This window comes from Rhizobium ruizarguesonis (assembly GCF_012349115.1).
Taxonomy (GTDB): Bacteria; Pseudomonadota; Alphaproteobacteria; order Rhizobiales; family Rhizobiaceae; genus Rhizobium; species Rhizobium ruizarguesonis.
In genome coordinates, this window is record NZ_PQIG01000075.1 from 81,252 (window position 1) to 103,664 (window position 22,413).

At 61.0% G+C, this 22,413-nt stretch carries 19 protein-coding genes and 3 pseudogenes; 6 read left to right on the forward strand and 16 right to left on the reverse strand.

Annotated elements, in window-relative coordinates; all coding sequences use genetic code 11:
- Positions 1 to 80 precede the first annotated feature (80 nt).
- Positions 81 to 395 carry a hypothetical protein gene (locus C3Y91_RS14995; RefSeq protein ID WP_018516737.1) on the reverse strand — a complete coding sequence of 105 codons (315 nt, stop codon included), beginning with the start codon at positions 393 to 395 and terminating at the stop codon, positions 81 to 83.
- A gap of 443 nt (positions 396 to 838) precedes the next feature.
- On the opposite strand from C3Y91_RS14995, the gene C3Y91_RS15000 reads away from it, so the two are divergent.
- Positions 839 to 1,147, forward strand: a complete 309-nt coding sequence (locus tag C3Y91_RS15000; protein ID WP_026242324.1) for a WGR domain-containing protein — start codon at positions 839 to 841, stop codon at positions 1,145 to 1,147.
- A gap of 62 nt (positions 1,148 to 1,209) precedes the next feature.
- On the opposite strand, the gene C3Y91_RS15005 is transcribed toward C3Y91_RS15000, so the two are convergent.
- From C3Y91_RS15005 to C3Y91_RS15030, 5 genes are all read right to left on the reverse strand, one after another.
- Entirely contained in the window at positions 1,210 to 1,383 is a 174-nt protein-coding gene (locus C3Y91_RS15005; protein WP_018482048.1) for a hypothetical protein, read from the reverse strand.
- Positions 1,384 to 1,675: 292 nt separating this feature from the next.
- Positions 1,676 to 1,837 carry a hypothetical protein gene (locus tag C3Y91_RS15010; protein ID WP_168575503.1) on the reverse strand — a complete coding sequence of 54 codons (162 nt, stop codon included), beginning with the start codon at positions 1,835 to 1,837 and terminating at the stop codon, positions 1,676 to 1,678.
- A 256-nt stretch (positions 1,838 to 2,093) separates the two neighbouring features.
- Positions 2,094 to 2,405 carry a DUF736 domain-containing protein gene (locus C3Y91_RS15015; RefSeq protein ID WP_018482050.1) on the reverse strand — a complete coding sequence of 104 codons (312 nt, stop codon included), beginning with the start codon at positions 2,403 to 2,405 and terminating at the stop codon, positions 2,094 to 2,096.
- A 634-nt stretch (positions 2,406 to 3,039) separates the two neighbouring features.
- A complete protein-coding gene (locus C3Y91_RS15025; RefSeq protein ID WP_168575532.1) occupies positions 3,040 to 3,957 on the reverse strand; it encodes an ArdC family protein in 918 nt (305 codons plus the stop codon).
- A gap of 296 nt (positions 3,958 to 4,253) precedes the next feature.
- The gene (locus C3Y91_RS15030) at positions 4,254 to 4,838 is read right to left on the reverse strand and encodes a hypothetical protein (RefSeq protein ID WP_168575533.1); all 585 of its coding nucleotides are present in this window, start codon (positions 4,836 to 4,838) and stop codon (positions 4,254 to 4,256) included.
- Between the two features lie 467 nt (positions 4,839 to 5,305).
- Here C3Y91_RS15030 and C3Y91_RS37650 point away from each other — a divergent pair, with 467 nt between their 5' ends.
- Positions 5,306 to 5,488 carry a hypothetical protein gene (locus tag C3Y91_RS37650; RefSeq protein WP_210267742.1) on the forward strand — a complete coding sequence of 61 codons (183 nt, stop codon included), beginning with the start codon at positions 5,306 to 5,308 and terminating at the stop codon, positions 5,486 to 5,488.
- Positions 5,489 to 5,622: 134 nt separating this feature from the next.
- Here the strand turns inward: C3Y91_RS37650 and C3Y91_RS15035 are convergent, their stop codons facing one another.
- Together C3Y91_RS15035 and C3Y91_RS15040 are read right to left on the reverse strand one after the other, a co-directional pair.
- Entirely contained in the window at positions 5,623 to 6,363 is a 741-nt protein-coding gene (locus tag C3Y91_RS15035) for an NPP1 family protein (RefSeq protein ID WP_131704625.1), read from the reverse strand.
- 600 nt (positions 6,364 to 6,963) lie between these two features.
- Entirely contained in the window at positions 6,964 to 8,049 is a 1,086-nt protein-coding gene (locus tag C3Y91_RS15040; protein ID WP_168575534.1) for a redoxin family protein, read from the reverse strand.
- A gap of 698 nt (positions 8,050 to 8,747) precedes the next feature.
- On the opposite strand from C3Y91_RS15040, the pseudogene C3Y91_RS15045 reads away from it, so the two are divergent.
- A pseudogene (locus C3Y91_RS15045) lies at positions 8,748 to 9,356 on the forward strand (DDE-type integrase/transposase/recombinase); the annotation flags it as partial.
- Here C3Y91_RS15045 and C3Y91_RS38875 read toward each other — a convergent pair.
- The 4 genes and pseudogenes from C3Y91_RS38875 to C3Y91_RS15060 form a co-directional block, all read right to left on the reverse strand.
- Positions 9,353 to 9,673 (reverse strand): UCP036055 family protein, encoded by a 321-nt coding sequence (locus C3Y91_RS38875; RefSeq protein WP_502362292.1) that lies wholly within the window; start codon positions 9,671 to 9,673, stop codon positions 9,353 to 9,355. The pseudogene C3Y91_RS15045 and the gene C3Y91_RS38875 sit on opposite strands and share 4 nt — an antisense overlap.
- A pseudogene (locus tag C3Y91_RS15050) lies at positions 9,636 to 11,416 on the reverse strand (ParB N-terminal domain-containing protein). The gene C3Y91_RS38875 and the pseudogene C3Y91_RS15050 overlap by 38 nt, the downstream one beginning before the upstream one ends.
- A gap of 22 nt (positions 11,417 to 11,438) precedes the next feature.
- Positions 11,439 to 16,580: a helicase-like domain-containing protein gene (locus C3Y91_RS15055; RefSeq protein ID WP_168575535.1), complete on the reverse strand. Its 5,142-nt coding sequence runs from the start codon at positions 16,578 to 16,580 to the stop codon at positions 11,439 to 11,441.
- 298 nt (positions 16,581 to 16,878) lie between these two features.
- Positions 16,879 to 17,907, reverse strand: coding sequence for a DUF3991 and toprim domain-containing protein (locus C3Y91_RS15060; protein WP_174827034.1), 1,029 nt, complete (start codon positions 17,905 to 17,907; stop codon positions 16,879 to 16,881).
- Positions 17,908 to 18,135: 228 nt separating this feature from the next.
- On the opposite strand from C3Y91_RS15060, the gene C3Y91_RS15065 reads away from it, so the two are divergent.
- Complete coding sequence (locus C3Y91_RS15065) at positions 18,136 to 18,285, forward strand: hypothetical protein (protein WP_168575536.1); 150 nt, start codon at positions 18,136 to 18,138, stop codon at positions 18,283 to 18,285.
- A 263-nt stretch (positions 18,286 to 18,548) separates the two neighbouring features.
- Here the strand turns inward: C3Y91_RS15065 and C3Y91_RS15070 are convergent, their stop codons facing one another.
- The 4 genes and pseudogenes from C3Y91_RS15070 to C3Y91_RS15080 all read right to left on the reverse strand — a co-directional run bounded on the left by C3Y91_RS15070 (position 18,549) and on the right by C3Y91_RS15080 (position 21,009).
- On the reverse strand, positions 18,549 to 18,749 hold the full coding sequence (locus tag C3Y91_RS15070) for a helix-turn-helix domain-containing protein (protein ID WP_131704630.1): 201 nt from the start codon (positions 18,747 to 18,749) through the stop codon (positions 18,549 to 18,551).
- A 244-nt stretch (positions 18,750 to 18,993) separates the two neighbouring features.
- Positions 18,994 to 19,337 (reverse strand): annotated as a pseudogene (locus C3Y91_RS37930) (SIS domain-containing protein); the annotation flags it as partial.
- Positions 19,338 to 19,366: 29 nt separating this feature from the next.
- Entirely contained in the window at positions 19,367 to 20,131 is a 765-nt protein-coding gene (locus tag C3Y91_RS15075) for a GntR family transcriptional regulator (protein ID WP_168301116.1), read from the reverse strand.
- Entirely contained in the window at positions 20,128 to 21,009 is an 882-nt protein-coding gene (locus C3Y91_RS15080) for a glucosamine kinase nucleotide-binding domain-containing protein (RefSeq protein WP_168575537.1), read from the reverse strand. Before C3Y91_RS15080 ends, C3Y91_RS15075 begins: the two co-directional genes overlap by 4 nt.
- 155 nt (positions 21,010 to 21,164) lie before the next feature.
- Between C3Y91_RS15080 and C3Y91_RS38420 the strand changes: the two genes are divergently transcribed.
- Both C3Y91_RS38420 and C3Y91_RS15085 read left to right on the forward strand, forming a co-directional pair.
- Complete coding sequence (locus tag C3Y91_RS38420) at positions 21,165 to 21,296, forward strand: hypothetical protein (protein ID WP_261316454.1); 132 nt, start codon at positions 21,165 to 21,167, stop codon at positions 21,294 to 21,296.
- Positions 21,297 to 21,522: 226 nt separating this feature from the next.
- The gene (locus C3Y91_RS15085) at positions 21,523 to 22,245 is read left to right on the forward strand and encodes a Crp/Fnr family transcriptional regulator (protein WP_168301118.1); all 723 of its coding nucleotides are present in this window, start codon (positions 21,523 to 21,525) and stop codon (positions 22,243 to 22,245) included.
- Positions 22,246 to 22,413: the final 168 nt, after the last annotated feature.

Here is a 22,413-nt window from a genome sequence, read left to right on the forward strand (position 1 = left end):
CTCGGCTCGGTCGATCCGGCTGGAGGGGCTCATGTGAATAGGCAAAGACCAGAGGCGACAAGCCGCCTCTGGTCTCGACCTCAGTCGCTCGGATCGAAAGGCTCTTTGTCCTCAAGGCCGATGTGCCATCGTTTGTCGGACCACCGCGACGGGAGGTAGATCTCATCACCGCCGAAGTGCGCAATGATGATCTCGCTGGCCTCGTGGAACAAACCGAAATCGACCTTGTTGTCGACTGCCCAAAGCAGCGCTGCAGACAGAAACTCCCGCGAGATATCGGCGGGAAGATGCACTTCCGCATCGAAATTTCGGCGCAGTCGTTCAAGCCAATCCGGCTGTTGATCCGGCCGCTTCTGATCTTCTTCCACCACACGAGTGATTTGATGCTTTGTCATCAGAGTCTCCTTTTCGTTTTCTGACGAAAGGTGTCCGCACCGTAGTCCGTGAGGGGTCAGGGACCGCGGAACGCGGCCACCTTGCGGCGAGCGGAGGAACCGATTTTCTCTGTGCCGCTTGCGGCGTTGGGAAAATTGGAGGAGCCGCGATGTCCTTGACGCCGGAACGACGGGTGCAAAATGGGACGTCAGAGAGAGATAGAACCGCGTCCTGAAGGGACGCGACCGCTTGCCATCTCCGATGGCGACGGGAGGCTCCGGCTGTCTCCGGACAATGAGATTTCGCAGAGGCATGCTTCTTGCTGCGAGAGGATCGTAACCCGGCGGGGCGGAGACCGCGTGCGGGCTCCGGTCGCGGTGCGACCAGAGCCGTGCGCCATCGGCGCCTCGCCCAAGCCCCATACTTCACGAAAATGAATCGGTCGCATCTGTGGGATTCACATATGTCGTTGGACGTAGCGGCGCCGTGTGAGGATCATGCCGGCATGATTTCGCAACCATACCAGCTCTATGTCGAACGAACGGATCCAGCCAAGAACATGGCGCGGTATTATGCCATGGAGATTGAGCAGACGATGTTCGGAGAGGCCTGCCTGACTCGGCGATGGGGACGGATCGGCAAGCGTGGACAGGAAAAACAGCATGTGTTCGAACGGGAGGAGGAAGCGGTTCGCTTGTTCCTTGAGCTGTTGAAGCAAAAACGTGGTCGCGGCTATCGCCCAAAAACAACCTGCCGATATTCGCCGAGCTGACGATGATTGTGTTCCGCGTTCCAGCTGGTAGAGGAGGGGGCGCTGAAGCGGCCCACGGCGTGTTATTCGCGCCGGTTCCAGTCGGTCTCGAACGACGCCTCGATCTCGACGAAGAACGGAATCTTGATGGCCAGTTTCAGGCCGAGTTTCCCCTTGCGGAAGTAGTGACAGATCACCTTGCCGAGGGTGCGGAGCCGACGGCCGGTGGCGGTGAGGAACTGAGCGAGCTGTTGCACGGTATTTTCTCCTTTCGAAATGCGGATATCGCGGGGATAGGCCGCATGGCGGACAAGGAGGGACGCACCTGAAAGGCCGAAACGAGAGTGAAGGACCTGCCGGCGCCAAGAATTTGGCACGCGAGGAGCCGCAATGCGGCGGGGAAAATTCTGGCGCGGCAGGTTGCGGGCGACGGACGGGATGCAGCATCCCCGATGTCGATGACGGTAGATCGAAAGGAGAGTCGCAGCGGATCGCCCCTCTCGGGATCCTGGATGCCGGCGGTCCCCCAGTGCTGGTGGTATGCCGCCCTTAGAAGGGCGGATCGGCGTCGATGGAACCGTCCTGTTCGCCAAGCATCATGATCAGCTCGGCCTGGGCGATTTCGAGCTCGGCTTCGATCTCGCGGCGCTCGGCGGGCTCGATGCAGGCGTTCAGCTCGGCGCGCAGTTCTTCGATTTGTTGTTCGATCATCGTCATCTCCTTGATGTTTGAGAAAGATGACGCCCGCCGGCGTGGCGGCGGGTCAGGGTCAAGGATCGCGCATGCGACCGCCAGCGGCGGTGAGTGGGGGAGCCGAAATGCGCCGGCATTTTGGGGGAACCGCTCGTCCTTGAGGCTGTCCCGGCTCCACGGCATGATGGGGGCCCGATATGAGCAGACCCCCACCTCTCCGTATGGCACCCTAAAAGTCGGCCGCGGGCTCGACGCCCGGGGCCTTGTTGGGATCTCAATCCCGATTGGGGCGGGACCAGATCAGCTGGTAGCCGTCCTCGCCTTCGACCTCGGAGAGCGTTGCGTAGATCGGGGCGGGGAAGCTCGGGTCGTCCAGCTTGACCGAGAGATAGTCGCGGTCGCTCTCGCCGGAGCGCTTCTGCCAAGCCGCACCCAGCTCGACATTGCCGGCGTAGATGCGGAAGTGCGGGCCCTTGTCGGAGGGGCTGTCGACGCGGGCGATGCGGGCCTTGACGTTGAGTGCGAGGGTGCGGATCGAGCCGGTGAAGCCGTTTTCGTTTGCGGTGAAAGTGCCGATGGTAGCCATTGTCTGTTCCTTTCGGTTGTTTCGGGCCGCGCCCTTCGCGGCCTCGATGGCTGTCGCAAGGATCGGGGACGATCGGACCGCACCTGGAAGGCCGTAATGAAATGGAGGGCGGTCGGGAGAAACTTTGTTGTCGCGCGAGGAATGCGAACGCAGTTCGCAGGGGACGAAAGTTGCGGACGGCCGTTGCGGGAGAACGATCGAGGCGAAGCCGGTCTCCGATCAGACATGCCTCATCGAGCCCGCGGAGGGCGTGGCCTATGACAGCGGTGGAAGGAACTTGATCATGGCCCTCGCCGTGCGTTGCCCCGGCAGAACAGCCCGGCCGCGAAGCCGTTCCCCAGTCTCTAAAGCATAGCGTCGGCTTCGGATGCGACAAACTCGGCCGCCCGGGCAGTTGCCTTCTCTCATCAACGCAATATTGTCGGGCCGCGATGTGTCGCCTGGAGGATCTATGCGTCAGCAGACAAAGCCGTTTACCGTCGAAATCAAGCAGTCCCGAAAGCTGAAAGCCAACGATCGGAAACCATCGATCTGGGGGAGGCCGGACCTCACGTCCGATGAGCACGCGCTCGCGGAGAGAGCGCCGAAAGAGCTGTCGGCCGTTGCGGGTGACAACGACCGACCTTGACGTCTCCTACGCGGCCGCTCTCTCGTCGGCCTGAATGGGCTGGAGACCGTGCAGGAAGCTGACGGCACGCTGGGCATGCGCCGCGGCTTGGAAGATGGCCCGCTTGTCGTCGGATAGAACCTTCAGCCACGAGCCGAGGTACGACGCATGGTCCGGCCGGGGCTCCAGCTCCGGTGCGATCCGGAGATCGGCGCATAGGAAGCAACTCCCGAGCTCCGCAATCAGCTCTTCGCGAGCCCGCTCGGTCTTGTCCTTCGTATAGCGGCTAAGATCGCGATCGACGCGATCGGGGCGCGCAGTCCAATGGCAACTTTCGTGACTGAGCGTGGCCACGTAGGACGCCGCGTCTCGGAATGTCTCGAACGGCGGCATCTGGATGTGGTCCGTGACCGGCGAATAATAGGCCTGCGCGCCACCATGCCGAATGACAGCGCCCGTGTTGCGGAAAAAGCGATCGGCGTGCTCGATCGCATCGAGCACCGGGGTCGGTGGGTGATGATAGTGTTCGGGCAGTCCGTCGATCTGCTCGATGTTGAACACTGTGTAAGCCTTCAAGAATGGGATTTCCCGATCGACTTCTCCACCACTGCCGTCCGCCTCGGGCTTGGTGAACCGGCTGGCGAAGACGACCGTCGAGCCGGTCTCGCCCTTTCGCACCGCCGCCCCCAGTTCAAGCGCCTGCTTGAAGGTCATCCACATGGGTGAAGTGAAGCCGCGCGCCATCCCCTCCGACCATAACAAGAGAATGTTCATGCCCGAATAGGGCTGACCGTTGTGGCGCAGCGGCCGGGTAATCCGGCCCTTGGTGTTGGCCGCATGCCATGGCTTCATCCAGGGTTTTACACCCTTTTCAAGGTCGGCTACGATTCTATCCGTGATCCGCGCATAGATGTCGGCGCGTTCGCCTTCGGCTTTCCTGCTCATGTCCTTATCCTTCGTTTGAGGCCGCGCCATCGCGACCCCGTCGCGGAGGTCCGAAGGCAGGAGCGATCAGGCGGCTCGCGGCACCGGAACGGCCAGAACGGAGTGGAGGACGGCAAAGCCGTTGCGGCTGACCGCCGGCTCCTGCAGGACCGCCGACCGGGACGGGGCCGGCGTGGCGGGCTGGGTCCTTGTCCTTCCTTTCCTTCCCCTGACACGGAAAAGGCCGGTCCCAAAGGAACCGGCCCGAGAATTAAGAGAGAGGGAAATGGGCGAGCCGAAGCTCCGCCAAACGCGGCTCAACCGAGAGCCGCCAGCTGCGCCTCGGCCGCCTTGCGGTCGAGCGAGTGGCCCGCGTTTTCGACTGGGCGGTCGAAAGGCTTCCAGGCTTCGCCGATGACTTGGCCGTAGGCTGCGACGGCACCCTCAGCGGCCATCCGCAGCGCGTGGGACTGAATGCCCATGTCGGCCGCGAACTCGCGTTTTCGCTGGGCGGCGCTATCGTAGCCGACCGGGCCATCGAGATCCTCGTCACGGGCATCGTTTGCCGACTTGGCGGTGGCGTCTCGCGCCTCGGAGACTGCCCGGCTGTAGAACTGGCCGGCTCCGTGCGCCGAGCCGACATAGGCTCCGACGATGCGCTGGAGATGGATCTGCATCGCCTTCTCGCCGAGGCCGTTCGAGAGGCTGTCGGCGGTTTCGATTATCAGGCGCTCGTGGAGTTCACGGATGCCATCGCTGTCGACCACCGCGGTCCCGAAACTCTCGGCGATCAGCATTGCCTGCGCGGTGTCCGGGCAAGTGAACCTGACCATTTCGAGGGTGGCGCCCTTGCGGAGCGGCACGACGCGGGCTGCGGATCGAGTGGTTACGGGCTTGGCCATGGGATCTTCCTTTCGTGGTTTCCACCGAAGCGGCTCCGGCCCCTGCCGGTCTGCCCTTCGATGCGGTCGACAGGAACCGGCTGAGGACGGGCGCTTTCACAGGTCCGGGACGGCTGGAAGAGCGAAACGGGTTTGCGGACAAGCGGGGGTAAAGCCCTGCGAAGGGCGCGAACCCGTTTTGCGAGGAAGGCTGCACCGGCCGCTCCGCGGCGCGCCAGCGGCCTTGAAACCACCGGCCGCCGGTTCAGACCGCAGCGAAAACGAAGGGCAAGCCGGCAGGCTTCGGGCTATGACTCCGAAATCCCGAAGGAGAGAACCTCTGCGACCGACAGCCCGCATTCCTCCTCCAGCGCATCAGCCCGCACCAAAAACGCACCCTCTCGGCCGGGCCCATGCCGCCGCACCATCCGTGTCATCGCCGAGCGTCAGACGCATGGCGGCGATCGCCCCTCCTGACGTTTAAGCTTGTGAGCCAGCGCAGCGATTTCCGTTCGTCGCTCGAAGGTGCACCGCTCGATGAGATCCTGAAACAGCTGTTCATCGGCCGGTCCAGCGCCACCCACCCAGCGGTGCGAGTGGAGCGCGGCTTTCTCCGTGACCGCGATGCGCTCGGTCCGACGCCTAATCTGCCGGCAATGCGACCGGGATAGCGGGTTATCTCTCGCCTCGCCGTCACCACGCGGGACAGAAGAAGACCGGAACTGACCGCGGTCGCGCCTATCCCTGCGCCTGGAAGGCAGACGAATTCATACGCGATCTTCTAGCGCCGCAAGGAACCCCAGCATCAACGATAATACGCCCTAGCAAGATTTTGATAAAAATTGCGTGTGATGAACGGCACGCTCACGCCGAAGTCATACAAGTCGAGCGTGAGCGATGCTTCATCGGTCAGATCGAACCAACCGATCGCAGGCTGCATACCGCCACGGGTTCTCGTGCCCACGACTCTGTGCCCGATTGAATAGTCATGCACATACGCAACCAGTGGATGCGTTCCATCCATATGCGGCTTTGTCGTCGTATGGTAACCACGATTGCTCCAGTAACTAACCGCGTTGACGTGCGCTTGGCCGTCGCAACTTGATAGCCATACGATGACATTCTGCCAATCATATCGAGACCCCACATCGGTTGGCCAATCTCCGATCTTGTTCTTGGGGAAGAACCAAGAATACATGACCGCGCACTCGCCCTCAAACTCATCCGCCCTGACATAAATTTGTCCAAGGTTTTTTGAGCACCCGTCCGACGCAAAACCAGATGGCTTCAGACCGCCGCTGACGTTGCCGGCGGCATCTACTGCCGGGAAAGGCACACAGCCGCTATTGACTTTGAGGTAAGGCTGGTAGGTCTTGAGGAATTCGGAGGTGCTGTCGGGAAACCCTCGGACCTCGTCGTGATTGATGACTTGAGGAGCGTCGGCCTCAACCGATCGTCCGCAAATGAGGGCAAATATTAATGCGGCAAAGAGCGTTCGCCGACGAGATGCACTGGTGAGAGCGACCTTGCTTTTTTTGCGTAGCAACTTTATTCTCCCTTGTCTTAAACCGTTTTGACCAGCTTGCGCGCCGCGGTCGAATTGTCGTTTGACACGCGCCGGATCTCTCGTGAGCTGACAAGTGACGACTGCTTGTCCTCAAGCCGCGCGGCATCGTCACGTCCCTCCCCAATCTTCAGCGTCCACCTCAGCTCGCTTGACCCGCCAACTGCGCCCGCTGCGGCGGATAAAGATTGAGAATGGCAAAGACTTTGGGCCAGACACGCGGCTTTCGTTCTTAAAGCGAGCTTAAATCGCCTGATTGCGGGTCGCGTCTTCGAGATCCGGTATTTGCTTGTGAAGTTTTGGATATTGTCCGGAGATGTTTGGACTTTCTGGCTTTGGGCAACCCGCGATGCGCCGTTCAGGAGATCCCTTAGCTCGACATGACATTCTGGCACAGAGCCACCACCTTTCGGGGTACACTCGAGTGCGAAGGGACCGGGCCCACAGATCCGCGAACCTGTCCGATGCAGAAGCTCGCGCGAAACGCGGGCGATCCGGTCGGATCAAACATGCGTTTTCGCTCCAATGGTTCGTTAGAATTCCTGTCGACGCTGTCTGAGCAGCGCCAACAGGTTCCTATTTTCAAGGCTGCTTCGGCGGTGGCACGCAATGTTTCCCGTGACAAACCTGCTCACCCTTGTATTCCGCCAGGGTATGCAGCAATTGCGCCATCTGTTCATGCTTCTCGACCTCCGGGAGAGACGCTCCATCTAGGAACCTCAAAGCCTGCTCGAGCAAATCCACAGCCCGGCCGTTGTCGCCGCTCTCATGGTAGTAAAGGGCAACCGACAGAGAAGAATCAGGTGACAGAGCCTGTTGCTGATACAGCCTCAGGATTCGTTCGGAGAGCTCCTTGCCCATCGAAAAGCGTTCCACCGTTGGAAGGCCCGAGTAATCGTACCAACCGAAGAGTTGTTCCAACGCCTCGACAAGCCAATCTTCAGAGTTTCGTTCAATTGCATCGCGAGCAAATTGAGCCAATGCTATCCAGCCCGCATCCATGTCGCGCATTCTTCCGATCAATGTCGCGACATGCCGCTGCCGCAAGGAGATGTCGTCCGGGAAAAGATTGATGCCCTCTTCAAAGGCCGCGAGCGCCGCCTTCCAATCCTCAATCTCTGTCGCCGCCCGGATTCGGCCACGCAACGCGTTGTACGAAACATCGCTCTCGCCTTCAGCAATCCGCGCCTTTTCGGCATTTTTTGCTTCCGCGCTGGCGCGCCAACTGCCGTCAATCACTCTTGGCAAAATGAATTTGAGTTCATCCGGATCACCGATAGAGGCGATGCTGCCGTCTCGGTCGACAATGAACGCCTGTGGAACGCAGAAAGATAGACTGGCACCCATCCAATGCTTATCCATTTCGCCTGAGTAGTCGAACCCGATCCGTATGTTCGCATGCGGGAGCCATTTGGTTACCCATGCGTCCACCTGAGCTAGGGCCTCGTCAGCCGTTACAATGCCGATGACCTCAATTCCGATGTCCCGGTATTGCTCTTGCAACTGAGCCAGGCGGACCAGCGCCGGCCCGCAACCACTGCAGGTAGTGGAAACGAACGCAGGGATGTATATCTTGCCCAGCTGGAAGTTGGAAAGCGGATCGCCGCGCAGCCAGTGCTGCACGTTGATCGACGGGGCTGGAGAGCCGCTATTTAAGCTGGAGGTCATTTTCATTCTCCACCGGTAGTTATCCGACGCTTCGTGCGCCAGGGATGAGCGTGTGAAGTATCAGCTCGGGTTGTTCGATTTCGAAACGCGGCGCATGTTCCGTCTGTTGGACGCACGCTTGTGATCTCGTCTTCTAAAATGGCTTCTGCGGGTGCGGGCGGCCATTGCGAGTGTCCTTCTTTTGGGAGCGATGTTTCCGTCGTGACAGGTAGACGCCGAGCCTTGATGCAGATGGAGGTCTTTCCATGAACACCACTTATGCTTCTCCGCGTTAGACGCCGCGGGTCGTGCAAGGGACGTCTATAAGTCAGGCGCCGGAGGTTCAGCCTCTTTGCAATTGCGGATCCGACCGGGGCCGGGTCTCCATCAATTGTCCGCTTTCCGGAACGACGATCAGGCGCCTGAATGTCCGGCACCCGTTTGATAAAAGGCACAGTGTGCATAGTCGCTTGATCTCCCGAAATCGGAACAGGTCAGTAGCGACCCGGCTTACTCTGAGCACTACTCGTGCCAGTCAGGTTGCGCCGATAAGCCTTTGAGATTGCACATGTGCTGTTGTCGCTATTCGCAGGGGTTTTGTAGGGCTTCCGACATGTCGTGTCGCAATCCGCCCGCGATCACTACCGCGTTGGAGAGGCGGTCCGATGGGCTTCCAATCGGATAAGTCATGAAGGCTGCGCTACGAGCGGGGAGATTTGTACCGCTATCGTCGCGTGCACGTGCTGTTGGAACGTGAGGGTTGGGCCACCTACATCAAGCGAACCTATCGCCTTTACACGGACTTGGGCCTGCAATTGCGGAACAAGACGCCCAAGCGCCGGGTAAAGGCCAAACTTCGCGAGGAATGATGTCTGGACGATGGACTTCGTTCACGATGAGCTCGCCACCGGAAAGAACTGCGCGTTGTGACGATGGTCGACACCTTCTCGCGTTATACTCCCGTGCTCGATCCACGCCACAGCTATCGAGGTGAAGATGTCGTGCAAACCTTGGAACGGGTGTGCCGGAACGTCGGCTATCCGAAGACGATCCGTGTTGACGCGGGGACGGAGTTCGTATCCCGCGATCTTGACCTTTGGGCCTACGCCAAGGGGGTGACCTTGGACTTCTCACGCCCAGGCAAGCCGACCGATAATGCGTTCATTGAAGCGCTCAATGGCCGCTTCCGCGCGGAAAGTCTGAACCAGCATTGGTTCCTGCCACTTGCGGATGCGCCCGAAACGATGGAGGATTGGCGTAGATACTACAACGAAGAACGGCCTCATGGTGCAATCGGCAATGAGGTACCGATCTCGCTGATGAATTAGGCAGGCGCAACCAGTTCCAGTCCCAAATGGACTAACACAACGTGGCAGGTCAGCGGATCAGCCTCCCTTGCTGTAGCGGCTTTCCCTGCGGCGAGCTTCTTCCGGTGACGCTCGGGCGGGCGAGGCGGGCCGTCGCACCAGGCGACGATGGAGCCACTCGGGGCGAGCTCATAAACCAAAGACGCAGACATCTTCGTTCTCCTGTTTTGATGTGTGGAAACAAAGCCGCCGCCGGTGATGGCCGGCGGTGGTATCGGTCGAAACGAAGTGAGGAGATTGCTACTCGGCGGCGATCCCGTAAGCGGTCTCGAGGCCATTGGCGCTGGCGTCAGCGTCGGCTTCGTCCAACTCTTCGTGCTCGGCGTCCGCCGCTTTGCCGTCGTCCTCGGCTTCCGGTACACGCGGATTGGTCTCCGCTTCGTCCTCGACCGACGGCTCACCGTCCTCGCTGCCGCCGACCGGCCCGTCGGCGGGGGCTTCGCCGTCCTCGCCACCATGTTCCACGCTCTTGGCAAGCCACTCGGCCAGCTTCGCGTCATCGGGCGCGAAGAGGGCAGACTGATGCACGAAGCGCTCTTCCTTGAAGTGTTCGACAAGGGCAGCGCGGGTGTCCCGGACGCGCGGGCAGGGAACGACACTCGTGCCGCCGCAGGACGCTTCCAATGCCGGGCGAGAGAGGCACGCGAGGAACTCCTCCGTGCCCATGTTCGGAAGATAAGCGTCGGCACCGATGGCATCGCCGGCGACCCGGACAACGACGCCGCTGTCCGAACGATTGGTGCGGGCCGACAGCGCGTCGATCAAGGTCAATCTAGCCACGACGCGTAGCGTATCCATGTCGAACTCCAGCTTGCCGCTTTCACCGATCAGCCGGACGACGTGCCGGACGAACCGCCTGGACCCATAGAGATGCCCGGAGACTTCGGAGCCGGAGTCGACCGAGACGTTCTGCCCGGCAAACGCAAGCACCAGCATTGCCATGAGCGTATCGTCCTCGATCGGAGCCCGTGCCAGCGCCTCGTGCAGCGCGTCGGTGCGGAAATCGCCGATCATGTCGATGCCGTTTCGGGTCACGTCCGGCCGGGTCTTGGCTGAAACGTCGATGGCCTCGTTTCCTTCCTCGCCGCCGGGCAAGGTCGGATCGCCCTTGCCTTTCGCTTGTCTGGCTTCCGGCATCCGAAAATGGGCAGACTGCACCTTGCCCTCACGATCGAGAAACATGGCGGTGCAATCGCCCTTGGAGGGCTTGCCATAGATACGCTCCGCCTTCGGCGGCAGTTGCGGCTGGCCCCAATTGTTGACCTCAACGATGGCGCCCTTCTTCGGGAGATTGCTGCTCATCCACTCCTGCTGCGCGCCGAGGAATGCTTCGACGTTGGTGGTGTAGCGGTTATCCTCGTCGGCGGGTCCGAACAGGTCTTCCGCCCACTCGATGCCGTAGGCCTGGCGGAGATCGTCGCCGAAACTCGCATCGCGCGCGAACATGCGGGTCTTGGTGAGGCCGTTGGCGATCGCCCACCAGGATGCTGTGTCACCCTTCTTCGGCTTGTGTGCCTTCCAGACTTCCTTCTGCTCATCGAGTGACGCCGCGGAAATCGTGCGAAGCTGCTGCTCGCTCGGCATGTCGCCCTTGGCCATGTGACGAGCATCGCAGGCAGCACATTGGCGAGCAGGCGAAGCTTGCGGATTTGTCTGACCGGCAGGGCCAGCGCGATCGCAATCGCCTCCTCGGTCCAACCGAGTGCAACGAGGCGCTCGATGCCACGCCATTGGTCGACCGGATTGAGCGGCTCGCGCGCGATGTTTTCGATCATCGAACGCATCGCGCCATTGTCGTTGGCCGCCTCGACGACGATAACATCAATTTCCTCGATGCCGGCGGCGATGGCCATGCGGGTGCGCCGGTGACCGGCTTCGATGACATAGCCGTTGCCGCCGGCTTCGGCAAAAATGACGGGCGGCTGGATGACGCCGACAGCCTTGATGGTCGCAAGCAGCAGCGCGTCGGGCGGCACTGGGAGGAGACCGCCATGTGCATCAGCTGTGTGCACTATGATGATATTTTGATCAGATGGAAAACATTTATTGTGCAATGCACCTATGCACGTGCTGCACTGCTTCCAAAATTAGGCTGCCTCCCTGGCAGAGGCCCCTGCCTCGCGCCTCGGCCGCGAGCTCCGCCTCAACCTCCTCGAACTGGCGACGCTTTTCGGCCAGCTCACTTGCGAAGGCAAAATCCCCACCTTGACGGGACTGGTAGGAAGCAAGACGCCGGCGCGCTTCCTCCAGCCGTTGGCGATAGCGTTCCCGCTCCCCGTCGAAATCATCGAGCGTATGCTCGAGGCGGGAGACGGCGCCGAGCGGTGTCACCGTGACGGCGAGATCGATCTCGTAGTCCGCGCCCGTGCGCTGAAGCATGGTGGTGTAGCGGTAACCGTCAGACTTGCCGAAGCGCTCGCCATCGTAGACGAGATCGAAGCCACCAATGGAGGCGGTGACGATCTCACCCTCCTGTTGAAGCTGAACGAGGGTGAGGATTTCCTTCATCAGCGCGCGGCCGGCATCCTTTCGCTCATCATATGAAACACCCGTGACGGTCATTGTGAAAGCCTCTCCCGCAGTCGGAACCAGCCGCTCGATGTCCTTGCCAATCTCGCCGATCCGCCGGATTGATATCTCGATGTCGCGCTCGGCGTCCCGGACCTGTCGGCGCACCGCGAACAGGTCGTCATCATGGGCGGCGCGTAGCCGCTCGAGACGAGCGATATCCGCTTCGAGCCCCGCCTTCTGCACCAGGCGCTCGTCGCCCGAGGCAATCGCTTTGGCCATGGCGAACTGGTTGGCCTGGCCGTCACCGAGGTCGTCCAGCCGACGGATCGAGGTGTCGCCGGAAAGGGCCGCCGCGATGAAGCGGGCCTTGCGCTCGTTGTTCTGCCACATGGCAGCATCAAGTGACCCTTGCGTGGCGTAGGCGAAGATATCGACGACATCGTGGTGATTGCCCTGGCGGACGATGCGGCCCTCGCGCTGCTCGATCTGCGACGGCAGCCACGGCACATCGAGGTGATGCAGCGCCCTCAACCTGAGTTGAGCGTTGACGCCAGTGCCCATGGTCTCAGACGAGCCGATCAGAAAGCGAACCTTGCCCGAACGGACATCACCGAACAGACGTTGCTTGGCCTCTGTCTTCTTGAAGTCCTGCATGAAGGCGATTTCCGACGCGGGTACGCCCAGTCGGATCAATTCGTCACGGATCCAGCGGTAGGCGGAGAAACCGCGCGTCTTCTCGACATTGATGGTGCCGAGATCGGAGAAAATCATCTGCGCGGCGCCCGGAAGCTCATAGGGCTTGCCGTCCGGACGAAGATAGGTGTTTTCGCTCGTGTCCGCCCAGATGCGAAAGGCATTCTCGATGAGGAGATTGAGCTTGTTGCCCGGCTCGTTGTCGTTTGCCGGAATGACCAGGCGCAAGTCGATCGCCGCGTGTTGGCCGTCGGTGATGACGGACAGCAGGATATCGTCGCCGGGCTGCGCCGGCCCCTCCCGCATCTCGATCGCCTTGATGCGGCTGTCGAGGATCTGCTGATAGAGTTTGAAGGCTGGCGTCGGCTGCGCCGTCAGGATCTGCCGCCGGCCGGTCGAGAGTTCCGGAACCTTCACATATTGCTTCAGGTCCTCCGGCATCACCACATCGGCGAAACTGCGGAACATGGCGATCAGCTCCGGCACGTTGACGAAGCTCGCGAACCGGCTCACCGGCTTGTATTTGCCGGAAGGCTGGATTTCGAGTTCGGTCGTCGTGTCGCCGAAGGTCGAGGCCCAGGCGTCGAATTCATGAAGCCCGCGTTCGCGGAGCGCCTCGTGGCCGAGCAGTCGCTGGATCGAGAACATTTCACCGAGCGTGTTGGTGATTGGCGTGCCGGAGGCCAACACGAGCGCGCGGCCGGGATTCTTGGTCTCGATATAGCGGGACTTGACATAAAGGTCCCAGGCCCGCTGCGATCCGTTCGGGTCGATGCCTTTCAGTGTCGACATATTGGTCGCAAAAGAGAGTTTGCGGAATTCCTGCGCCTCGTCGACAACGATCTGATCGACGCCGATTTCCGAGATCGTGAGAAGGTCGTCCTTGCGGGTTGAGAGCGCTTCCAACCGCTCTTGCAAACCTTCCTTCAGGCGCTCGAGCCGCTTTCGCGACACCCGATCCTCACTGTCCGCCTTGGTCAGCAGATCCTCGTGGAGCTCGAGCTCATCATGGATCATTTGGCTCTCGAACGCCGACGGCACGGCGATGAACCTGAAGGCCGAATGGGTGATGATGATCGCATCCCAGGGGGCCGTGGCGGCTCGCGACAGGAAACGTGCCCGCTTGTCCTTGGTGAAGTTGGTCTCGTCGGCGACGAGGATACGAGCGTTCGGATAGAGCGCCAGGAACTCGCGCGCCGCCTGTGCGAGGCAATGGCCTGGCACGACCAGCATCGCCTTGGCGATCAGGCCGAGACGGCGCTGCTCCATGATCGCGGCTGCCATCGTCATCGTCTTGCCGGCGCCGACAGCATGGGCGAGATAGGTCGAGCCGGAGGAGATGATCCTCCAGATTCCACGCTTCTGGTGCCCATACAAAACAAAGGCACCGGAGGCGCCAGGAAGCTTCAGTTGGGAGCCGTCGAATCTTCGAGGCGCGAGGTTGTTGAAGCGGTCATTATAGACCCGCGCAAGCCGGTCGGTGCGGTCTGGGTCAGTCCAGACCCAGTTCTGAAAAGCCTCCTTGATCTTTTGCAGCTTGTCGCGCGCTGCTTCCGTGTCGACGACATTCAGAACGCGGCGTTCACCGTCAACGTCCTTGAACACGTCGAAGATCTGCGGCACCCGGCTGTTCAGCGCATCCGCCAACAATTCACCGGCGTGACGGCGGCTCGTGCCCCATTCGGAGGTGCCGGCGGCATTGTAGCCAAGCTGCCGTGCCTCGACGGTCAATGACCCGAGCTCCGACATATGGTGGATCCTGATGTCCACATCCATCGTTTCCTTGACGAAGGCGACGACATCGGCAGCCGGAATCCAGGGTGCGCCGAGACGGGCGGTGATATCCGACGGTCGGAGGTCGGCAGGCTGGATGTCCTGCAGCGCTCGGACATTGCGCTCGTATACCGGATCGAGCGCAGCCGCCGCTTCGGCGACCGTGAGCTTCGTGCGGACCGGGCCTGAGAGATAAGCGTCAGAGGTCTGCCAGGAGCCATCGGCGGGATCGCGGAAGATGGCGTCACCGAGTTCGTCGATCACAGCATCCGGATCACAGTGCAGCAGCTCGGCAATATGGTCGGGATCAACGCGGCCACGCTCGTTGAGAACGACGGCGAGCGCGTCGGCGGCCGAGGTTATGACCGGCGGCGCGGGCGGCGAGATCACCCGCTCGGTGAAGATCGGACCGGGCTTTGCCGTATCGGCTTCGAGGTCGTAGTCCTCGATCGAGGCCACCAGCCAGCAATCGGGATCGTCGAGGAACGGCTGGAGATTCGGCCGGCGATGGGTTTCGCGGAGTTCGCCCGTCTCATCATCCTCAGAAATCGAAACCGTCGTTTGGTTGATCGGCCCGAAGTCTCGGACGAAGCTCGACCAGGCGATGCGCAGCCCAACCTGCAGATCCCGCCACGGCTGATCGCGTTCCTGCGCTTTCAGCACCTCGCGCACGGCGTCGCGGATCGGGATCAGCTTCTTGATGATCCGGACATGCTTTTCGGACAGGCCTTCGCCTGACCTGACTTTCCGCACCGACACCGCGAGCGGGGCTCCGTCGATCATTTGCATGAGACCGTGGCGGTTATTGAGGAAGAAGCTGCCCTCGCGGACCTTGTCGTTGCCGGGGCGGAGATCGACGATCTCGCCCACTTCCTCTTCCAGATTGATGTCGATCTGCGACGGCTCGCCGTCATACCGATCTTCGGGGAGTAGAGCGATCACTGCCTTCAGTGCCGTTTCCAGATCTTCACCGGAGCGTGGCCGGCACGTATAGGTCTCGCCGAACGGGCCAGACGTTAGGGCGTGCTCGCCGAGCACGAAATTCGGGTGCCGTGCGAACCAGCGGTTTACGCGGATCGCCCCCTCGTCGGATGTCGCAGGACGAACCTCTTCGAGATCGAGCCATGATAGATCACCCTCCGGCTCGCTGGCCTTGCGCTTGCGAAAAAACAGGATGTCCACGACCACATCCGTGCCAGCGTCGCGGCGGAAGCTGCCCTCGGGGAGGCGGGCCGCTGCGATCAGATCGGCGGACCTGGCGATATGCTCTCGCGCTGTGCTGTCCACCTTATCCATCGTGCCGCTGCTTGTCACGAACGCGGCGAGTGCACCGGGCTTCAAGAGATCGATCGACCGGGCAATGAAGTAGTCGTGCAGCCGCAGACCGAGCGGACGGTACTGCCGGTCCGACCGAACTGTTCGATCGGAGAAGGGCGGATTGCCGATCGCGAGATCATAGATCGCGTTGAGATCGGTGCGCGCGAAGTCGGCGTTGATGATGCGCGCCTTCGGCTGAAGAAGCCGGACAATCCGCGCCGTCACCGGATCGAGTTCGATGCCGGTGACATAGCTTGTGTCGCGGAGCGCCGTTGGCATCAGCGCCGGAAACAGGCCCGTACCGATTCCCGGCTCCAGCACGCGGCCCCCGCGCCATCCGAGCCGCCGCAAGCCCGCCCAGATCGCCCGGACGATGAACTCGGGAGTGAAGTGAGCATATTGGGTGCGGCGCGCGAGCGAAGCATAGTCGGCATCGGTGACGGCGCTTTCCAGCGAACTGCCGAGGTCATCCCAGCCTTCCCGGAAATCGACTTCGCCTGGACGCCGGAACATGCCGTTCGCGAGTTCCGATGCGCCAAAACCGGTGAAGCGGATCAGCTTCGCCTGCTCGTCACGGATGGCGGGTCGATCCTGCTTTTCGATTTCGTTGGCCGTCAGGATGGCTGCAAGATTCGCCTTCGCTCTTTGCTTCCAGTCGATCGCAAGTCCACGATCGCCATCCTCGAGATAGAAGTTAGCGCACGCGCCCTGTCTCCGCGGTGCCGGCCGCTTCGCAGCTGGCAGATGCAATGCCGGCGTCGGGGAGAGCGGCGGCGGATCGGGATCGTCGTCGTTGGCGGCGAAACCGCCAAACGCGGTGACGCCCAAGCCAAGCCCGAGCGACAATGCGCTGCTGCCTGATATATCGAGGGTGAAGGGATCGGTGGACATGGAAAACTCCTTTTCGAGGATGTGCGCCATCGCCCACGGGACAGGTCCCGCGGCTGCGAAGGCGGATGAAAATGAGGTGAGGGATGGACCTGGTTTCGGCTGCAGCGATCGCGAGCTACAAGCGCGTGATTACGGAGAGCTGCATGGTTTCCGGCGCAAACTGCGCCCGCAGGTGCGTCGCTTCCGGGTTTGTGGAAAGCGGTGCCTCCAGGTGGTTGCGGGAGAGGGGATCATCTGCGGCTCCTTGCGCGTCTTCGAACTGATGTGCGGCGCCGTCCTCTCGACCTCGCCATCTTCTTCAGTTCTCCATGACCCCTTGCCTGCCGCCGGCATCGCGACCGGCCGGGTCAAGGGCCGGCTCAGCCGGGCGAAGCCTCCCTTGACGCGGGCGGCGGGAATGCGGCACGCCTCTTTCTCTTCGTTCCCTCATTTCCTTCTCCCTGATCTTCAGGGTCTCGTTCCAGTCCTCCTCGGGCGGGCGCAGCCGCGTCCAGTCACAGCCAGTTTCCTCGGCGATCGCCCGCAATCGGTCGGCAAACAGATCGCCTTGTGCATTGGCGTCCGTCGCAGCGACCAGTCGGGTATCCGGTCGGGAGGCCAATTCCCGCAGCGCCGCTTGCGTGGCCGGCGACCACCCGCCGCCGGTGCTGAGATAGAGCGTGCCTTCCCGCATCCCCTCGATCGCCGCGAGACTCATGGCATCGATCGCAGCTTCCGTGACGGCCAGGCGCAACCCAGTGACCGACCCGAGACGGAAGAGAGCCTTCCTTCCGCCAGAGGAGAAGCCCCGGTATTGCGGCCCTCGTGCCTCCCAGCCAGTCACAACTCCGGTCTTGTCCGTATGAGCTGCCCATATGCTGCCATGCGGGCCTTCTCGAAGAAGGCCGCCTTTGATCGCGGTGCGGAGTAAAGGCGACGGCAGGCAACGCTCGCCGTTGAGGTAACGCCATGTCGACGATCCGAGCCATGGGCGGCGGCGCGCCTGCCAACGATCGGGGAGGGAGAGGTCGTATCCTCCATCAGGCTCCAACGGCTGCCACTCCGGCTCGGTGATCGTGAAACCCACGAGATCCGCGACCCTTTCGGCGCCTTCGCGAAATCCGACATGATCGAGATGCTCGACAAGCCCGAACACATCGCCTTTCGCATCACTGAGCGGATCGAACCATCCACGCCCTTCATGCGTGACGATGATGATTTCACCGCCACGGCGAAACTTGATCGCCCGCCGGGTGCTTCCCTTGATTTCGATGGCGAAGCTCGCCTTTTCGAGAACGGCCGCGCAACTGACCCGTTCGCGGAGCGCTTCTATGTCTCTTCTCTTCATTTTATTTCCGATCGCCCGGCGATCGGCCCTCGTTGCCCGTCCCTGCCCGTTGTTTCGCGGACACTTCCTCCCGCCGCGAAGAGCAAAGGCTGCAAGGGCGCGGCAGGCAATTGTCGGATCATGCAATGATCTGCCCGGTCGCGGCGAAGCCTCCCTTGCGGCATGCGGCTCGCAAGCGGCACGCCAAAGGCAAGGCCGCCTCCAATGAGCCGGCCAGGGAAAGAATTCATGGACGATCTCAAGGTCGTCGTCGGCATCGATCTCGGCAGAGGGAAAGACGCTGTATTCGCCGTCGACTTCAAAGACGGTGACCGGACCATGAGGTCATGGGAGCTGGAAGGAGCGGCACTGTGCGCGGGAAAGACCGAGCGACTTTAGAGAGGCTCCAGCGGGAGCCGGCCAATTCCCGCTCGATGGCTCCTCAAACGCGTGAGACCTTTCAGCGGGGAAACCGCGGATTGGTTTGCTTTCCTGGCCACCTCGGTTCGGCTACGCTCCGCACCGACCGCTGGAGCCATTGTCTCCGTGTTTTCAAAACCGATGGCGCGACCTTGCTGCGCCTGACGTCGCCAAAAACGGTGCATTGACAAGCAGCATGCAAGGTAAGGTGAAAGTGTCCGGCGCCCGCCACCATGATGCGATCAGTCTGATCGCGTGAGCTTCGCTTTCTCAAGCGCCTGTTCCAATGATTCAGCGTCGAGCGAAATAACCGCACGCTCCACGCACGCCTGAATATCAGCGGTATCCTTTCCCTCAATCAACGCTATATCAGCCACAGTCCAGCCTCTCGATATCCAATGGAGACAGGTTCGTTCAAACGGCGAGAGCATTGCTATCTTCATGACGCGCTGATCCCACTCAGCTAAAGCCAGCAGGTTTCCGAGCGGAAAACATCGACCATAAGATTGGAGAACCTGTGCAAATTTGATCCAAGATCACCATGATCGCTTGTCTCGAAACCCTTTGGCCTACCTGTCCAGCTCGACTTCAACTCAAACTTAGGGTCAACACCAAGAGATCTGCGTCGTCTTCAGGCACAAGCCGACCTTTGTGCTCAGCATGCTCATGGCGTTGGTGGGTCCCGCTAGCGGGAAGCGTATTTGTCAGCGCAATCCAAGCGGCGATGGCGCGCGTGGCTGCCTTGGGAAGGGGGCCCGCGACCAAGTTGGGCTCGAGACCGTAGATTGAAGCGAGTGACAGCCGAATCGAAGCGACGGCAATTTCGCGCTTAGCTCGATTGAATATTTCAGGGACATGGCGGCGTGGTCGGACAAGCCGCACGCGGCTGTGACGACGAATGTGGAGTCCTCGGCCCGCAAAGCCGCTCCGGTGGCAGCGAAGTCTTTCGCTAAGCGATCGAGTAATCTGGCCGCAGCTTCTGGAATTTCGTCGATCTCACGGCGCATGTTCGTTTGCACGGTGGCCTGCATGATAGGATCCTGTCTTGTAAGAAGAGCGGTCAGTTTTCGAGAAAGGTGAGCTCGCTGACAAAACCTTCGGCATCGCCTCGAAAAAGTGAGCGGGTGAATTCGATCGCACGGCCCGAAGCAAGATAGGCAACGCGCTTTGTCAAAAGACCAGCCGTTCCAATCGCGACGCCAAGCAAGGAGGCGTCCGGATCTTCGATGTTGGATGCGAAAGTGCGCTGGATCGCACGAACGGGTCTAAAGTTTGCGTCCGCGAGTGTGTTGCAGATAGAAGAGGTAACGGTACGAGCGTGGGGCAGGAACTCCGAGGAAATGCATGTGCGTTCGATCGCAAGCGGCTGGCCCACCGAGCTCCGCAAGCAGGTGATGCGCACGACGTGACTGTCGCTTGACAGGCCGAGTGCCATCATCTCCTCTGGTGCGGGATGAGACGTGCTGCGCTCGATGCACTCGACTTTCGTGTCCGATCCACGCCAGGAAATGTTACCCGTCAAAGAGTTCGCGCATAACGGAGGCTGATCCGCGTGGACCGCCGATCCGCCAACGAAGGTTCCTGAGCCTCGGCGACAGACCAGAAAGCCGTCTTGGACGAGATGGTCGATTGCTTTACGGACCGTTACACGGCTAACGCGGAGATGTTCAGCAAGGTCTCGTTCGGAATAAAGAACGTCGCCCTCTTTGAGTTTACCCGACAGGATAGCCTTTTCAAGCACCAAGCGAAGCCTATGGTAGAGCGGGCCGGCGCCCTTGATGTCTATGCCCCATCCTGGAAGCATGGCCGCAAGCCTGTCACTCATTCGATCGCTTTCAGATGCCCGAAGCGCGACACAGCCAGGGCCACGGCCCCGCTCACTGCATCGCCTTCGGGCGTTACCAATAAACTTTGATGCCGTGCAGCGATCCAGGACGAATACAGCGGCCCCAATCCCCCGAGCAGACAAATCTTCTGCGTTCCTCGCGCGACTAGACGATCAAGTGCTTCGTCAACTGAAACAGCGGCTTCTTGCAACAGGCGCGCGGCGACGGCATCGCCCTGTTTCATGTGCTCGAATACGCGCGGCGCATAGCGGCCGAAGGCGCCGGGCTTTGCCTGCCGCGCAAACTCGACGATATTGCGTGGGTCATTTTTGAATTCCGCAAGGACGGAGGCGGTCATCGCGGACATGTCGTGAATGCCGTCATATGCGAGCAGCGTTTCTTGCAAAAGCGCATGTCCAATACGAGCGCCGCTGCCGAGGTCGCCCACAGTAAAGCCCCATCCGCCGACGTAGGTCACCGTTTCGCAGTGGCGGGAAATGTAGATCGTGCCTGTTCCTAAAATGGCGACGGCTCCGTCTTTATCACCAAGCGCGCCTTGTAACGCGATCAGCCCGTCTGACTCGATGTCCGCCTGGGCGAAGGGTAGCCTGTTTTTCACGTAGTGAACGGCCTCGCCGACATTATTGCCCGCGACCCCAAGAACTGCACGCGCCGAGGCGATGCTACGCGCATTGATGCCAGCTGCGTAGAAAGCCGCGCGGGTCGCACTGGCAATGTTGTCGAGGGCCGTATCCGGATCGGAAAGAATGTTGGCGGGCCCGGCTTGAGCCCGCGCAAGGATACTCCCGTTCGCACCGGCGACTGCCGCACGGCCGCTGGTGCCACCGCCGTCGATTCCGATTAGATAGACAGTCATCCGCCCGTTCCTTCAGGAGGTCATCTGACACAAGGTCGATCGCGTTCGGGCCGCACCAGCTGCGCGCACTTTGTTAGTACGTACGTCGCACAAACATACCGGATTGTCAAGTGGAAACCGGCTAGAGAGAGTATGGGCGACCGAAGGAACCCGTAATGCCTTTCGACCTGAACCCTTTCCCCGTCGCGAGTAACCGTCATACAATTTGGGAAATGCTCGTGCGCAAAGACGTCGGCGGCTTCGTCGCCCAGGATTTGGAAGATCTTTGCTCCGTCGTTCAAGTTTGAAGGATTCTGCGGGACGGCCTCGTGTCGAGGCAGGCGCTGCCAAAAACAGCCATGGCACCGAAACTTTGATCTGGATCAACTCGCGGTCCCAGCGAAATTGGTAGTCATCAAGCCGCGCCGGAAGAAATCGGGATAGCCGAACCCGCAATCACGGCGTAATCGTCTGGGGTATGCCCAGCATGCGCAGCCACATCATGGCACACGCGGATTTTGAAGGGATCAGGAAATGGACGTTGCACGCAGTAAGGTTTCCGACACCGGCACCCCCGTCGCTTGCGCTTCCTGCCAAGCGCGGCACGGCGTCGTCTGCGGCGCGCTGTGGAGCGGCCAACTCCGAGAGCTCGGCCGCCAGTCGCTGCGCCGCACGGTCGATGCCGGCAGCGAGATCATCGCTCAAGGGTCGGAAAGCTCTTTCTATTCGAACATCATGCGCGGGGTAGTAAAGCTCTGCAAGGTGATGCCGGACGGGCGCCAGCAGATCGTCGGCCTGCAATTCGCCCCCGATTTCGTCGGCAGGCCCTTCGTGCCCGAAAGCATGCTGTCGGCTCAGGCTGCGACCGACGCCGAAATCTGCGTCTTCCCCCGCGACCTGCTCGACCGCATGATATCGGAGACGCCGAAGCTGCAGCGCAGCCTGTACGATCAGGCGCTGAAGGAGCTGGACGCCGCGCGCGAATGGATGCTGACGCTCGGCCGGCGCACCGCCGAGGAGAAGGTCGCAAGCCTGCTCCACCTCATCGCCACCCACGCCGAACCGCAGACCGCCACGACCACCTCTTTCGACCTGCCGCTGTCCCGCGCCGAGATCGCCGATTTTCTCGGTCTGACCATTGAAACCGTCAGCCGCAAGTTGACCAAGCTGCGCAAGAGCGATGTCATTCGCATCGAGAACTTTCGACATATCATCGTCCCCGACATGGATGAACTGGAGCGGATGATCAGCGCATAGAACGGGATCATCTGCCGAATTCGGAATCAGCGCGTGATCACGACGCGGGTATTGGCGAGGCCAGCCTGTGGCGCCAGCAGCGCTCCGGATCATATCACCCACCCGGGACGCCCGTCCCCATTGAAGCTCGAACGAGGCAGATACATGAACAAGATCAAGGTCGCCAAT

Excerpts from the sequence above, each read along its gene's own strand:
- C3Y91_RS14995 (WP_018516737.1), bottom strand. The coding sequence starts at position 395 with ATGACAAAGCATCAAATCACTCGTGTGGTGGAAGAAGATCAGAAGCGG.
- C3Y91_RS15000 (WP_026242324.1), top strand. The coding sequence starts at position 839 with ATGTCGTTGGACGTAGCGGCGCCGTGTGAGGATCATGCCGGCATGATT.
- C3Y91_RS15010 (WP_168575503.1), bottom strand. The coding sequence starts at position 1,837 with ATGATCGAACAACAAATCGAAGAACTGCGCGCCGAGCTGAACGCCTGC.
- C3Y91_RS15015 (WP_018482050.1), bottom strand. The coding sequence starts at position 2,405 with ATGGCTACCATCGGCACTTTCACCGCAAACGAAAACGGCTTCACCGGC.
- C3Y91_RS15025 (WP_168575532.1), bottom strand. The coding sequence starts at position 3,957 with ATGAGCAGGAAAGCCGAAGGCGAACGCGCCGACATCTATGCGCGGATC.
- C3Y91_RS15030 (WP_168575533.1), bottom strand. The coding sequence starts at position 4,838 with ATGGCCAAGCCCGTAACCACTCGATCCGCAGCCCGCGTCGTGCCGCTC.
- C3Y91_RS15040 (WP_168575534.1), bottom strand. The coding sequence starts at position 8,049 with ATGACCTCCAGCTTAAATAGCGGCTCTCCAGCCCCGTCGATCAACGTG.
- C3Y91_RS38875 (WP_502362292.1), bottom strand. The coding sequence starts at position 9,673 with ATGGCCTCGAGACCGCTTACGGGATCGCCGCCGAGTAGCAATCTCCTC.
- C3Y91_RS15055 (WP_168575535.1), bottom strand. The coding sequence starts at position 16,580 with ATGTCCACCGATCCCTTCACCCTCGATATATCAGGCAGCAGCGCATTG.
- C3Y91_RS15060 (WP_174827034.1), bottom strand. The coding sequence starts at position 17,907 with ATGAAGAGAAGAGACATAGAAGCGCTCCGCGAACGGGTCAGTTGCGCG.
- C3Y91_RS15065 (WP_168575536.1), top strand. The coding sequence starts at position 18,136 with ATGGACGATCTCAAGGTCGTCGTCGGCATCGATCTCGGCAGAGGGAAA.
- C3Y91_RS15070 (WP_131704630.1), bottom strand. The coding sequence starts at position 18,749 with ATGAAGATAGCAATGCTCTCGCCGTTTGAACGAACCTGTCTCCATTGG.
- C3Y91_RS15075 (WP_168301116.1), bottom strand. The coding sequence starts at position 20,131 with ATGAGTGACAGGCTTGCGGCCATGCTTCCAGGATGGGGCATAGACATC.
- C3Y91_RS15080 (WP_168575537.1), bottom strand. The coding sequence starts at position 21,009 with ATGACTGTCTATCTAATCGGAATCGACGGCGGTGGCACCAGCGGCCGT.
- C3Y91_RS38420 (WP_261316454.1), top strand. The coding sequence starts at position 21,165 with ATGCCTTTCGACCTGAACCCTTTCCCCGTCGCGAGTAACCGTCATACA.
- C3Y91_RS15085 (WP_168301118.1), top strand. The coding sequence starts at position 21,523 with ATGGACGTTGCACGCAGTAAGGTTTCCGACACCGGCACCCCCGTCGCT.